The 13236-nt window shown below is 71.9% G+C and carries 13 protein-coding genes; 10 read left to right on the top strand and 3 right to left on the bottom strand.

Annotated features, from left to right (window positions below; genetic code table 11):
- Nucleotide 1: 1 nt before the first annotated feature.
- From HZB25_04025 to HZB25_04070, 10 genes are all read left to right on the top strand, one after another.
- Nucleotides 2-721 carry a hypothetical protein gene (locus HZB25_04025; protein ID MBI5836393.1) on the top strand — a complete coding sequence of 240 codons (720 nt, stop codon included), beginning with the start codon at nucleotides 2-4 and terminating at the stop codon, nucleotides 719-721.
- 10 nt (nucleotides 722-731) lie between these two features.
- A complete protein-coding gene (locus tag HZB25_04030; protein MBI5836394.1) occupies nucleotides 732-1316 on the top strand; it encodes a hypothetical protein in 585 nt (194 codons plus the stop codon).
- 13 nt (nucleotides 1317-1329) lie between these two features.
- Entirely contained in the window at nucleotides 1330-2433 is a 1104-nt protein-coding gene (locus tag HZB25_04035; GenBank protein ID MBI5836395.1) for an ABC transporter permease, read from the top strand.
- Complete coding sequence (locus HZB25_04040) at nucleotides 2430-3137, top strand: ABC transporter ATP-binding protein (protein ID MBI5836396.1); 708 nt, start codon at nucleotides 2430-2432, stop codon at nucleotides 3135-3137. The genes HZB25_04035 and HZB25_04040 overlap by 4 nt, the downstream gene beginning before the upstream one ends.
- Nucleotides 3134-4552 carry a hypothetical protein gene (locus HZB25_04045; GenBank protein MBI5836397.1) on the top strand — a complete coding sequence of 473 codons (1419 nt, stop codon included), beginning with the start codon at nucleotides 3134-3136 and terminating at the stop codon, nucleotides 4550-4552. The genes HZB25_04040 and HZB25_04045 overlap by 4 nt, the downstream gene beginning before the upstream one ends.
- 82 nt (nucleotides 4553-4634) lie before the next feature.
- Nucleotides 4635-5267: a hypothetical protein gene (locus HZB25_04050; GenBank protein MBI5836398.1), complete on the top strand. Its 633-nt coding sequence runs from the start codon at nucleotides 4635-4637 to the stop codon at nucleotides 5265-5267.
- Entirely contained in the window at nucleotides 5261-6400 is a 1140-nt protein-coding gene (locus tag HZB25_04055) for a GNAT family N-acetyltransferase (GenBank protein ID MBI5836399.1), read from the top strand. The genes HZB25_04050 and HZB25_04055 overlap by 7 nt, the downstream gene beginning before the upstream one ends.
- Before the next feature lie 25 nt (nucleotides 6401-6425).
- Nucleotides 6426-7412 (top strand): NAD(+)/NADH kinase, encoded by a 987-nt coding sequence (locus HZB25_04060; GenBank protein ID MBI5836400.1) that lies wholly within the window; start codon nucleotides 6426-6428, stop codon nucleotides 7410-7412.
- Nucleotides 7409-8200 (top strand): phosphatidate cytidylyltransferase, encoded by a 792-nt coding sequence (locus tag HZB25_04065; protein MBI5836401.1) that lies wholly within the window; start codon nucleotides 7409-7411, stop codon nucleotides 8198-8200. Before HZB25_04060 ends, HZB25_04065 begins: the two co-directional genes overlap by 4 nt.
- Before the next feature lie 83 nt (nucleotides 8201-8283).
- Nucleotides 8284-8667: a hypothetical protein gene (locus tag HZB25_04070; GenBank protein ID MBI5836402.1), complete on the top strand. Its 384-nt coding sequence runs from the start codon at nucleotides 8284-8286 to the stop codon at nucleotides 8665-8667.
- Nucleotides 8668-8695: 28 nt separating this feature from the next.
- On the opposite strand, the gene HZB25_04075 is transcribed toward HZB25_04070, so the two are convergent.
- Genes HZB25_04075 through pdxH form a run of 3 tightly spaced genes read right to left on the bottom strand, consistent with a single transcriptional unit; the run spans nucleotide 8696 to nucleotide 13234 of the window.
- Nucleotides 8696-10063, bottom strand: coding sequence for a sigma-54-dependent Fis family transcriptional regulator (locus HZB25_04075; protein MBI5836403.1), 1368 nt, complete (start codon nucleotides 10061-10063; stop codon nucleotides 8696-8698).
- On the bottom strand, nucleotides 10060-12576 hold the full coding sequence (locus tag HZB25_04080; protein ID MBI5836404.1) for a hypothetical protein: 2517 nt from the start codon (nucleotides 12574-12576) through the stop codon (nucleotides 10060-10062). Before HZB25_04080 ends, HZB25_04075 begins: the two co-directional genes overlap by 4 nt.
- Before the next feature lie 58 nt (nucleotides 12577-12634).
- Nucleotides 12635-13234, bottom strand: a complete 600-nt coding sequence (gene pdxH, locus HZB25_04085; protein MBI5836405.1) for a pyridoxamine 5'-phosphate oxidase — start codon at nucleotides 13232-13234, stop codon at nucleotides 12635-12637.
- Nucleotides 13235-13236: the final 2 nt, after the last annotated feature.

Genomic DNA, 13236 nt, shown 5'->3' on the forward strand with positions numbered 1-13236 from the left:
CATGAACATGTGCCTCCGCTGGACGTTCCTGATCCACCTCTGGACGCTTGCCGGCCTGGGCTTCGCGATGCTCGCGGCGCAGGAACTCCTCCACGGCAACCTGGATGCCGCTGTGCGCTGGCTGCTGCTGGTGCTGGTGGTGGACCACACCGATGGCACCATGGCCCGCGCCTTCAAGGTGAAACAGAAGGTCCCCGAGGTGTCGGGCGAGACGCTGGACCTGATCACCGACGTCATCGGCCTGACTTTCGTCCCGATGATCTTCTGCTGGCGCGCCGGCGTGTTCCTGCCCGGTTGGGGTGCCCCGCTGGCGGTGGCCGCGGCGATGACCTGCAGCCTGAAGTACTCCATGAAGGCTCGCGTACTGGAAGAGGGCGTGAGCCGCGGCGCGCCGCCGGCCTTCTTCTCGGTGCTGCTGTTCTGGTTCCTGGGCCTGCCGCCGGTGTGGGGCACGCTCTACACCGCCGCGCTGATTGTGCTGTGCTGGGCTCCGGTGCGCTACCCCATCACCAGCCTGGTGACCACGCACTGGAAGCCCGGATTTGCGAGCCTCAACAACTACCTGAGCTTCATCGCCATGGCCCCGGCGATGCTGTGGCTGCGCGACGCGCCCCACATCTTCTTCTGGCCGTTGCTGGCGCTGATGCTGTTCCACCTGTTCCTGTCCCCGGTACTGATGGCCGCCGGTACCATCCGGCCGGGCTTCCGGCGGGTGTATTGAGGGGGGGACCATGAAATCACACGAAGGTTGGATACGGTCGGTTGCTCCGGCAGCGTCGCTCGCACTGCTCGTGATCCTGCTCCTGGCCGGCGCCCCGGCGCGGGCTGACCGCATGCAGGAGGAGCTGGCAGGGCAGGCCCCCCAGTGCTTCTGGGTGCTCGCGGACAAACTCAGGACCGGCACCCCGGTGGTCCTGCACCGGGCCGGCGGCGACTCGGTGACCGGGAGCTTCGATTCATTCGACACCGGCACCTCAGTCATCCGGCTCCAGCCCCTTACGGCAGTCCCGGGCGCCCTGCGGGAGTTCCCGCTGGGCGACGTAACCCGCATCGAATACCGCGAAGGCGGCCGTCTGAACGCAGGCACCATGGTGCTGGGCCTCTTCGGCGGAATGGTCGTGGGTTGCCTGGCCGGCGCAATGGTCGGCTCGGCCATGAGCGACGAACAGCCCGAAGGACTCTTCACATTCAGCCCGAGGGAGGTCGCGACCGCCGCGGGTGGAGGCATCGGCGCGGTCGTGGGACTGCTGCTCGGAACGGCGTTGCCGCTGAATCACAGGACCTGCTACGTCGAGTGCCGCGACGTCGGGCAGTGAAGGGAAGTGCGGGATGATCCTCCTGGGCCTGCGTTACGCCGTGCGCGAGCGAACCCGCTCCGCCATCACCGCCGCGGGTGTGGCCTGCGCCGTGGTGCTCACGGTGTTCCTGGCGGGCGTGTACTGCGGCGCGGTGCGCGGCTCGCTGGGCTACATCGAGCGGGCGGACGCCGACCTGTGGGTGGCGCGTCCCGGGACCTGGAACCTGATGCGCCCGGGCGGGTTGCTGCCCGTCTCCGCCCGCGCACGCCTGGAGGCGCAGCCCGACGTGCTCTCGGCCGAGCCGGTGCTCACCGGCCTGTTGCCGGCCCTGGTGGACGGCAGCCCGCACACGCTGCTGCTGGTGGGCCTCTCCGGCGACGCCCGCTCGGGACGCCCGCGCCGGATCGAATCCGGCCGCGCCGTGCCGGGCCCGGGCGAGATCGTGATCGATCGGGCCTTCGCGCTGCGTGCCGCGCGCCGGGTGGGCGACACATTGGAAGTGGCCGGCCGGCAGTTTCGAGTGGCAGGCACCAGCCGCGAGACGAACCTCCTCGTGACGCAGTACGCCTTCGTGCGCGCCGCCGACCTGGACTCGCTCACCGGCCTGCGCGGCATGGCCACCTTCTTCCTGGTGCGCACCGCGCCGGGGCGCGCCGGAGAAGTGGCGCGCTGGCTGGGACACTCGCGCGAAATCGTGGTGTTCACCCGCGGCGAGTTCCTGGAGAACAACCGGCGCGAGATTTCCTCCGGGTTCCTGCCGGTGTTGTGGGCCGTGGCGCTGCTGGGGCTGGCGGTGGGCGGGATGGTCGTGGCGCTGATGAGCTACGCCGCGGTTCTGGAGAAGCGCGCCGACTACGCGCTGCTCGCGGCCCTCGGCGGCAGCGACGCGCGGCGCCTGGGCGTGCTGCTACAGCAGTCGCTGGGCGCCTCGCTGGCCGGCGCGGCCGTCGGGCTGGTGCTGCTCGTGGCGCTGGAGCATCTCCTGCCGCTGCTGGTGCCCGAAATCGAATTGCAGGTGGGCATCCCGCTGGCGGGCGCCGCGGTGGCCGGAGCGGTGGCGATGGCCGTCCTGGGTGCGTGGATCCCCGCGCGCCTGGCGGTGAACGTGCCGCCCATGGAGGCGCTGAGGCGATGAAAGCGAACGCGGAGATCCTGCTCGAGGGAGTGGGCCGCACATTTCCGGGCCCGGCGCCGCTGCACGCGCTGAAAGGCGTGTCGCTGGAGGTGGAGCGCGGCGCGTTCTGCCTGGTGCAGGGCCCCAGCGGCAGCGGCAAGACCACCCTGCTGGCGCTCACCGGAGGCCTGGACCGCCCCACGGCGGGGCGCGTTCACGTGGCGGGCCAGGAGCTCACCACGCTGCGCGAGCGCTGGCTGCTCGAGTTCCGGCGCACCCAGGTGGGCTTCGTGTTCCAGGACTTCCGTCTCCTGGACGTGCTCACCGCGGAGGAGAACGTGCGCCTGGGGCTGGAACTGCGCGGCTGGCGCGCGCGCGAGGCGCGCGCCACGGCTCGCGAGATGCTGGAACGCCTCGGCCTTGGCGCACGCCGTTCCGCTCCGGTGAAGCTCCTCTCGGGCGGAGAGAAGCAGCGCGTGGCCGTGGCCCGGGCCCTGGCCGGCGGCCCGCGGGTGCTGCTGGCCGACGAACCCACCGCCAACCTGGACTGGGAATCGGGCCGCGCCGTGGTGCAGGCCATGCGCGAGATCGCGCGCGAGCGCGCCGCCACGGTGATGGCGGTCAGTCACGACGCCCGGCTGACCGAGTACGCCGACCAGGTGATCGAACTGGTGGATGGAAGGGTGAACGGATTGCCCGCCGCACGAGAGGAGATCGCGTCATGAGCCTGGTGCCCGAAGACTGGGGATTCACGACCGGGCCGGTCGGCGGCCTGGAGATCGGCGGGGTGTCCGCCGAGGCGCTCGCGCGCCGGCACGGCACGCCGCTGCACGCGGTGGACGAAGCCGGCCTGCGCGCGCGCGCCGCGCGGCTGCGCCGTGCGTTCGAGACGGCCTGGCCCGGCCCGGTGTCGGCGCACTACGCCTTCAAGTGCAACAACACGCCCGGAGTGGTGGAGATGCTGCTCGCCGAGGGCCTCCTTCCGGAAGTCGGCACCCCGTACGAATGGGAGCTGGCGCGCCGCCTGGGCTGCGCGCCCGCGGACATGCTGGTCAACGGCCCGCACAAGGGCGCGCTGCTGGAAACCGCCGCGCACGAGGGCGCGGGCCTGGTGGTGCTGGATGGACCGCAAGAATTGGACGCGGCGCGCGCCGCCGCCCGCCGCGCAGGCCGACCCATCCCGGTGCTGCTGCGGGTCAACCCGGACTGCGTGCCGAAGGGAATGAACCGCGCCTCCGCCACCGGTTCGCGCACCGGCAGCGTGTTCGGCTTCGACTTCGTATCCGGCGAGGTGCGTGCCGCCCTGGAAACCCTGCGCGGCTCCGCAGAACTCATCTTCGAGGGCTTCCACTGCCACGCGGGCACCGGCATCCGCCGCCCGCACGACTACGCCGCGCCCATGGAGGTGCTGGCCGAGTGCGCCGCGCAGGCCGCGCGACTTGGGCTGCCGGTGCGCGTGATGGACGTAGGCGGGGGTTTCGGCGTGCCCACCAGCCGCGAGTTCGACACCGCGGAATTCCTGGTGTACCAGGCGGCCGGCCGGCTGCCGAAGCCGCCGGATGCGGGCGGGTTCCCGGCAATCGAGGAGTTCGCGGCGGCCATCTCCGAATCGCTGCTCGATAGCCTGCGCCGCCACGGCCTGCCCGCGCCACGGTTGGTGGTGGAGCCCGGACGCTCCGTGACCAGCGGTGCCGCCGCGCTGCTGCTCACCGTGGGTTCCCTCAAGCGCCGCGAGGGCGTGGGGACGTGGGCCATCACCGACGGCGGCACCGGCACGGTGGCCTTCCCGCTGCACTACGAGTACCACGAGATCCTCCTGTGCCGCGCGCCGCGTGCGCCGCGCACCGCACGCTACTCGCTGGTGGGCCCCGCCTGCTTCAGCGCCGACTGGCTGTATCGCAACAAGGCGATGCCCGAACTGCGCGTCGGCGACGTGCTCGCCGTTTGCGATGCGGGCGCGTACTTCACGGTCCAGGAATCCAACTTCGGCTTCCCGCGTCCGGCCATGGTGGCCGTGCGTGATGGCCACGCGCGCCTGCTGCGCCGCCGCGAGACCTTCGAGGACATGACCGCCCGCGACACGGGCTGGGAGACACGCCATGACGAACATCGCGAGCCCGCAGAGTGTGCCACCGCATAGCGCGGCGCCGCGGATTGCAGTCCGCGGCGTTCATCCCGGGGCTTGCGGCAGTAGTCCCGCCACGCGCGGCGACGAACTCGCGGTGCGCCGGCTCGGCCCGGAAGACCGCGCGGGCGCCGCAGCCATCGCCCGCGAGGCGTTTCGCGGAAACCGGTTCTACCACCGCGCCCTGGGCCTGGATGAAGACGCCTTCGCCGCCTACTGGGATGAGTTCATGGCCCTGGCGCTCAAGGACCCCGGCGCGCGGGTGTTCGGCGCCGAGTGGCGCGGAACGCTGTGCGGCGTACTGGTGGCCGCCCGTCACGAATTCCCGCAGGCCGGGGCGGCCGCGGTGTTCCTGCTGACGCTCGCGCGGCGTATCGGCCCACGCGGGCTGGCCCGCTACCTCTGCTTCGTCGGCGCCTACGAGCGCGCCATGCGACGCCCCCGCGCGGAGTGCCGCCTGGAAGCCCGCGGTCTGTGGCTGATGGCCTCTCCGCGCGCCGCGGTGCGCGTGGGACCTTCGCTGATGCGCGCGGCTGTTGCGGCGATGCGCGACGAAGGATGCGTGCTCTACACCGGCTTCGTGGATGCGGACAACGAGGCGCTGCTGGCGTTCTATCGCCGGTTGTACTTCGTGCCCGGAAGGTGCTTCCGGTTCGCCGGCGGATGGGCCGTGATCGTCGAACGGCGCGAGGTATCGTCGCCGGCGAGGCAGGGGGCGCTCCCATGCTGAAGTCGCGCGTGCACGAATCCGTCGCGGATCTCGACCCGCGGCGCTGGGACGCGCTGGGCAGCGATCCGTTCGGCTCCCACGCGACGCTGGCCGCGCTCGAAGTGGCGGGACTTCCCGGGGTGCGCATGCGCTACGTCACCCTGGAGGACGGCGCCGGCCGCTGGTTGGCGGCCGCTCCGGTGGCGCGCGTGGAGGTGGATGCGGGCCGCCTCACGCACGGGCTCTTCCACTCACTGGTGACCGGCGTGCGACGGGTGCGCCCGGGTTTCCTCTACACCGCCCTCATGGTGTGCGGCGCACCGCTTTCAGTGGGCAATGAGCCGGTGCGCACGGCGGCCGGGGCGGACCTGGCGGGGGTGCTCGGCGCGCTCGCAGGCGTGCTGGTGGAACTGGCGCACGAGGCACACGCGCCGTGGGCGGCATTCAAGGAGTTTCGCACCGCCGAGCCGGCCGGCGCGGCCCTCAAGCCGCGCGGCTGGATCATGGCGCCGGGGGAGACCAACTTCGTGCTCGACCTGCGCTGGAGTGCGTACTCCGGCTACCTGGCCGGCCTGCGCAGCGACTATCGCTACAAGGTGCGCAGGTCGGAGCGCGCGATGTGTGCCGCGGAGGTCACCGTGGACCTGGTTCCGCTGGCCGAGGGTTACACCGAGGGCGTGCACCCGCTGTACGAGGCGGTGGTGGATCGCGCCGAGGTCCGCCTGGAGCGGCTCACGGCGCGCTTCTTCCAGGAATTCGGCCGCTCCCACGGCGCCGCCGCGCAACTGCTCCGCTTCCGCCGCGACGGCCGCGTGGTGGGCTGGGTGGCCCTGCTCTTCGACGGGCCCGTGGTGTACGACATGTTCCACGGCATTGACTACGCCGTGAACGCGGAGTGCGACCTCTACTTCAATCAGCTCGCGTGGGTGGTGCGCACCGCGATCGAAAGCGGCTCGGCCGTCCTTTCGATGGGCCAGAGCACCGCGATGGCCAAGACGCGCTTCGGGGCCCGCCCCGACCCGCGCTGGACCGCGGTGCGCAACGCCAGCGGCCCGGCCAACACGCTGCTGCGCGCGGGCCAGGCGGCGCTGTTCCCGACGGCGGCCGTGCCGCGGCGCCGGGTGTTCGCGGAGGAGCCGTGCGTGACTTCGTGATCACGTGCGCGATGACGGAGGGGCCGTGCGCCATCTCGTGATCGTCGGCACTCGCGCGGGTCGCGCACGTGCGGCCGGAATCCACGAGCGTCTGCGCGCGGTCATGGGCGACGACACGTGGATGCTGCTGCTGGACCCCTCTTCCGCGGAAATCCACGCCCTCGTCCGGCTCAATCCCGGTCTCCGCGCGGTGGTGGTGGTGGGGGGCGATGGGACTGTGAACCGGGTGCTGCGCGCGCTGCCCGTGGGCAGCCCGCCGCTGGCGATCCTGCCCGCCGGCACCGCCAACGACTTCGCCTCCGCGCTGGGGGTGCCGCCCGAGTGGCACGAGGCCGCGGAGGTGCTGCGCTCCGGCGTGCTGCGCCACGTGGATCTGCTGACCGTCAACGGCAGGCCCTTCGTCACGTGCGGCGGGCTCGGAGTGGCGGCGGAGGCGGCGGATCGCGTGGCACGCTGGCGCCATGAGTGGCGCGGCGGGAACGCAGGCGCTGGCCCTGGCGCTTCAATCGGCCGCACGCTCGTCGCGGTGCCCGCAGCCCGCGCCCTTGGCGCGCTGGGTTGGATCATCTACCCACTGGCCGCGGCGCGCGAGTTCCTGGGACCTCGGCGCCTCCCGCGCCTGCACCTTTCCTGCGGGGGCGGAACCTGGGAGTCGGAGGCCCTGGCGCTGCTGTTCAGCAACCAGCCCCGCTTCGGAGGGCGCTTCGTGGGCTCGCCGGGCGCCGTCCACGACGACGGATGGATGGATGTGTGCGCCATCGCGGCACCGAAGAGTCGCCTCGGCATGTTCCGTGTGCTGGCGCGCACGCTGCAGGGCCGCGCAGCCGGGCTTCCCGAGGTGTGGCAGGCGCGCGAGACGCGGGTCACCGTGGAGAGCGACCAGCCCGTCCGTTTCTTCGGAGACGGCGAGATCCTGGATGTGGGCACGCGGTTCGTGGTGGAAGTCCGGCCTGCCGCATTGCGGGTTCTCGCCCCGGTCGCGGCGCAACAGGCAATCCGGGAGGCGATGTGATCGCGCAGGTGACGCTGGCCACAGCGATCCTCTTCGCCGCGGGGGCCGGGCTGATGACGCTGGCGGAGCGTGCTCGACACGCAGACGCGGCGCGCGTGCGCGCCGACTGGATCAAGTATGGAGTCTACGTGCTGGTGATCGCCGCGATGCTGGGCGCGGGTGCGTGGGACCGGCGCGTGGCCGCGGCGCTGCTCGCGGCGGTGGCGATTGGCGGAGCGCTGGAACTTCGGGGGAACCTCGCGGGCAGGGTGCGTCGGCCGGACGCGCTCGCAGCCTTGTTCTGCGCGGTGGCGTGCGGCTCCCTCGCGCACCTGGTGATCGGGCCGGCGGCGAACTCGGGAGTGACGGCGGGAGTGATTGGTGAAGCGAAGATGGGCGCGCCGTGGTTCCCCGCCTACGCGCTGGCCATCCTGCTCGTCGCCACCACGGACAGCTTCTCCCAGCTCTGGGGACGGCTGCTCGGTCGCCACAGGCTGTGTCCGAAGCTCAGCCCGGGCAAGACACGCGAAGGGCTGGCGGGAGGATTGGGCACCGCCGTCATCGTAGCCCTGGCGATGGGCTTCCTGGCGCCCGGCCTGGCCCCATGGGCCCGCGTGGCGCTGGGTCTGGCCACCGCCGCGGGTGCCGTCGCCGGCGACCTGGCGTTTTCGTGGATCAAGCGCCAGCTGGGCATCAAGGACTTCTCGTCGTCGCTTCCGGGCCACGGCGGGCTGCTCGACCGCTTTGACAGCCTGCTGGTCGCCGCGCCGGTCTACACTTGGACGCGGTGGCTGCTCGCCGGAAGCTGAGGCGCGGATACCCGGCCGCACGGTCCGAGCCCATGGACTTCGACCCGCGGCAGACACCCCGACCCGATCAGGAGGAGGCCGTCATGAATCCCATTCTCCGGAGCAGCCTGTTTTGGGCACCGCGGGGGCTGTGCATCGCCCTCGCGATGTTCCTGGGCCTGTTTGGCATCGACGTGTTCCAGGGGAGCGCGCCGTTGGCCACAAAACTGCTGGGCTTCGTGATCCACCTGCTGCCCACCTGGATCATCCTGGCGATGCTGGCGGTCGCGTGGCGGTGGGAGTGGGTCGGGGGCGCGATCCTGCTGGCCTTGTCGGCCGCATACGCGGTGTGGGCGCACGACCACCCGAACTGGATCCTGTTGATCGCCGGCCCGGCGGTACTGGTCGGAGTCCTGTTCCTGGTGGGATGGTTCCTCCGCGAGGAGATCCGGGGTCACTCCCGGCGCAAGGCCGTCCCGGGCCAATAGCGCCGTCGGGTGGAATGCCCCGCACAGGCTATAGGCCGAGTTCCTTGATCAAACGATTGAGGAATGTCCGCTGCAACCCCAGCAGCTCCGCCGCGCGCGTCTGGTTGCCGCCGCACTGGGCCAGCGCGCGAGCGATGTGCTCCTTCTTGAACTGCAGCACCGCGTCGTGCAGCGGCAGCACGCCGCCGGGCGCTGCAGTGGCGGGCGGAGCATCCGGATCCGCACCGGCGGCGAATACCTCGGGCGGGAGCAGGTCGGGGGTGAGCGTGTCGGTGCGCGCCAGCACCGCCATGCGCTCCACGGCGTTCTTGAGCTGGCGCACGTTGCCCGGCCAGGCGTAGGAGCGCAGGATCTGCTCGGTGCGCACCGCGAACTTGAGCGGCCCGCGCCGCAACTCGGAGACGTAACGCTCGAGGAACCTGCGCGCCAGAGGCGCGATGTCCTCGGGCCTCTCGCGCAACGGCGGCACGCGCAGGCGGATCACGTTGAGCCGGAAATAGAGGTCCTCGCGGAAGCGGCCGGCCTTCACCTCGGCGTCCAGGTCCCGGTTGGTGGCCGCCACGATGCGCGCGTCCACCGAGAGCGTGCGCGTGCCGCCCACGCGCTCGAACTCGTGCGTTTCCAGGAAGTGCAGCAGCTTGGTCTGCAGCCGCGGGGAGATGTCGCCCACCTCGTCCAGGAACGCGGTGCCGCCCGCGGCGGCCTCCAGGCGGCCCTCCTTGCGCGCCACGGCGCCGGTGAACGCGCCCTTCTCGTGGCCGAAGAGCGTGGACTCGATCAGCTCGTCGGAGAGGGCCACGCAGTTCACGTACACGAACGGCCCGGCGGCGCGCGGGCTCCGGCGGTGAATGAACTCGGCCAGCACCTGCTTGCCGCTGCCGCTCTCGCCGTTGAGGAGCACCGTGGCGTTAGACTGCGCAGCGCGCGTGCCGGTCTCCAGAAGCTCGCGCATCGCCGGCGACTCTCCCTGCACGAAACCGGCGCCCGGGCCGGCGATTCGCTCCTCCAGGGCGCGGTTCACCCGCTGCAGGCTGCGCGTCTCCAGCGCGCGCTCCACCACCGCCTGCAGCATGTCGAAGTCTGCCGGCTTGAGCAGGAAGTCCGAGGCGCCCAGCTTGAGCGCCTCCACCGCGGCCTCCACCGAGCCGTGCGCGGTGAGCATCACGATGTCCGCGGAGCACCCGCCGTCGCGGAGCTGGCGCAGCACCTCCAGCCCGGACATGCCGGGCATCTGGAGGTCGAGCAGCACCAGGTCGAACTCGCGCTTCGCCGCCGCTTCCAGCGCGGACAACCCGTCGGCGGCTTCGGCCGGCGCGTGGCCCCAGAAAGAGAACCGGTCGGCGAGCGCGCGGCGCAGCTGGGCGTCGTCGTCCACGATCAGGACGTGGGCCTTCATGAGTTCTCCCCCCGCGGCGCGTCCGCGTCCCGCAGCGTGCACGTGAACACCGCGCCGCCCTCCGGATGGTTGTCCGCGCTCACCGTACCCTGCATCAGTTCCATGAACGATCGCACCACGTACAGTCCCAGCCCGAACCCGCCCTGTGGCACGTACGGGCTGGGACGTCCCTGCCGGAAGCGTTCGAAGAGCCGGTCGCGCTCGTCTGCGGGCAGTCCCGGGCCGTGGTCGCGCACCGTAAAGCGCTGCGCGCCGCCTGTCACCGGCGCCAGCGCGGCTTCCACCTTCTCTCCCGGAGGAGAATAGCGGATGGCGTTCTCCAGCAGGTTGGCGACGACTTCGTAGAGTTTCTCGCGGTTGGCGAGCGCGGGCGGGAGAGCACCGACCGCCAGGGTGTCTGCGCCAGGAACCGCGGCGCCGCGGGACGGCGGGCCCGCTGCGCCCGCACTTCGCGCCGCCTCGGCGCCGACTTCGATCGTCACCCCGCGCCCCGCGGCCAGCGGCTTCAGCCCCGCCGCCACCTCGCGCAGCAGCTCCCCCACGTCCACCGGGCCCAGCTCCACCTTGGCGGCGCCCAGCTCCAGGCGGCTGATCTCCAGCAGGTTGCCCACCAGCCGTCCCAGCTGGCCCGCGGAGATCCGGATGGCCTCCAGGTATTCGCGCTGGCGCGGTTCGGTGGGGCCGGCCACGCCATCGAGCAGGTTCTGCGCGGACCAGCGGATGGAAGTGATGGGCGTGCGCAGATCGTGCGCCACGCGCGAGAGGAAGTCCGTCTTGAGCTGGTTCAGCTCGTCGAGCCGGCGGTGGGCGGCGGCCTCCTCGGCCACGCGCTGCACCAGGCGGACGCGGTCCAGCGCGGTGGCCGCTTCCGCGGCGGCGCCTTCCACCAGGTCGATGTCCTGCTCGATGTAGCGGCGCTCGGCGCGCTTCTCGCCCAGCAGGACCCAGCCCTGGGGGCGTCCGTCGGTGGTCAGCGGGGCGACCAGGCACACGCCGGCCTCGCGCAGCCGGGCCGGGAAGTCCGGGCGCTCGAGTTCCGGCAGGCTGGTGGAGCCGGCTGCCGCGCGCGGACGGCCCAACCCACCGGCGGCTTCCTCCGCCAGCGACTCGGCGCCCTCCGGCAGCCGTGCGGAGCTGCCCGCCTCGGCGTGCGTGCCTTCCGCCGCGTGCACCAGCACCACCGTCACCCGCGGCTGGAGGTGCCGCTTGAAGAAAGCGCGCAGCATGCGCGCCAGTTCCTCCTGCCCGGAGGCGGCCGGCAGCGCGGCGCGCAGCTGCGCCAGCGCGACCTGGTGATCGTAGCGGATCTTGAAGAAGGTGCGGTCCACCCACAGCCCGATTACGCGGCGCGTGGGCAGGAACAGCAGCACCGCGCTGAGCGCTGCCACGGTGGGCACGTACGGCCTGGCCGCCGGCACCAGCGGGCGGACCGCGGCGCCGGCGAGCGCGGCAAGGGCCGCGTACACCGCGCCCATCACCACCGCGAGCACGGTGTAGAGCAGGCTGCGCCGCAGGATGATGTCAATGTCCAGGAAGCGGTAGCGCACCACCGCCAGGGCGAACGCGATCGGGATGCACAACTCGAAGATGCGGTCCAGTTCGGGGGGCGCCGGCGACTCCGCCCCGAAAAGCCGCGGCAGCGTGCGCAGGAACACGTAGGGCGTGATTCCAGCCATGAACCCCCACACCAGCCACTTCACCTGCTGACGTTCGCGGGTGAGTTCCAGGCGGCGCATGCCGGTGAACAGGAACACGCACCCGGCGGCCACGCACGCCACCAGGAACAGGCGCGACAGCGTCTGCGGCGGCCCGGCCGCGGCCCACGCGGCCGGGCCCGGAGCGCGGAGGTAGGTCAGGAGCGCCACGAACTGCCATGCGACGATGGCCAGCGCCAGGACGGTGAGCCCGGGGACCAGCCACGGCAGGCGGTCCAGCAGCCGCTGGCGGCGCGGGAACGCGAGGGTGAGGTGCACGAAGAAGACCGGCAGAAGCCCCAGCCCGGCCGTCCACAGCAGTGGCAGCAGCGAGTCGGGCCACGGGCGCCCGGTGGGCGGGTGCACCCCGCCGATCAGGATTGCCATCCCGTACAGCAGCGTCGCCCAGTAGAAATCGCGGACCGGAACGTCGCCGGGGGCTCCGCCCTCGGCCGGTGGCCGCGCGCCCATGCGGTGGGCGAACACGAACAGGTTCACCGCGAAGAAGAACAGTCCCACCAGCAGCGCGAGCACGAAGTGGAAGCGGGTGAGTTCGTGGACCAGCGTCACGCGGTGCTCGACGCCGGCGGATTCGATGCGGATGGTGCGGCCGGCGGGCCAGGCCTGGATGTGGAAGTGGAGCTGCGCGGGGGAGCCAACGGTCACGCCTTCGGCGCGCGCGGGATAGGTGAAGGCGGTCTCGAGCAGCGGGGCCGGCAGCTCGCCCAGCGGCCACTGCTGCCGGAACGCCCCCCATAGCCCCACGCCGAGCGCCAGGCAGGAGACCAGGTAGTAGAACCAGCGGCCCCGGTTCTGCAAGGAGGGAGCCCTCGGGGTTGACGCCCCGGCTGCGGCCGCACGGAATTGTCCGGCAGGCCTAGGGGGCGAGGATCTCCACGCGCCAGCCGTCGCCGTCGCGCACGTACAGCTCGCGGTCGTGCAGCCGGCTGATCCGGCTGGTCCAGAACTCGATGCGCGCCGGCTCCAGGCGGTAGCCCGACCAGTACGGCGGGCGCGGGACCTGCTGGCCCGCGAAACGGCGCTCGAACTCCTTCACCTGGGCCTCCAGCTCCCTGCGCCCGGGGATCACCCGGCTCTGCGGCGAGGCCCACGCCCCGATCTGCGAGCCCCGCGGGCGGGTGGCGAAGTAGGCGTCCGCCTCGGCGCCGGATACCAGGGCCAGCGGCCCCTCGATCCGCACCTGCCTGTAGACGGGGATGCCCAGGACCAGCCACGGCAGCCAGAAGAAGCACAGCGAGGCGCGAGGATCGCGCGGCAACCCCAGGCACTTGCGGCTTTCCAGGTTGGTGTAGAAGACGAAGCCCCGCTCGTCGAAGCCCTTGAGCAGGACCATCCGGTTGGACGGCGCCCCGTCCGGGTCCACCGTGGCCAGGGAGCAGGCGGTCGGCTCGCGGCGATGGGTGCGGCGGGCCTCCTTGAGCCATTCACCGAATTTCTCGAAGGGATCGCGGTGCATAC

The sequence above is a fragment of the Candidatus Eisenbacteria bacterium genome (genome assembly GCA_016235265.1).
In the GTDB taxonomy this organism is placed as follows: Bacteria; Eisenbacteria; RBG-16-71-46; order RBG-16-71-46; family JACRLI01; genus JACRLI01.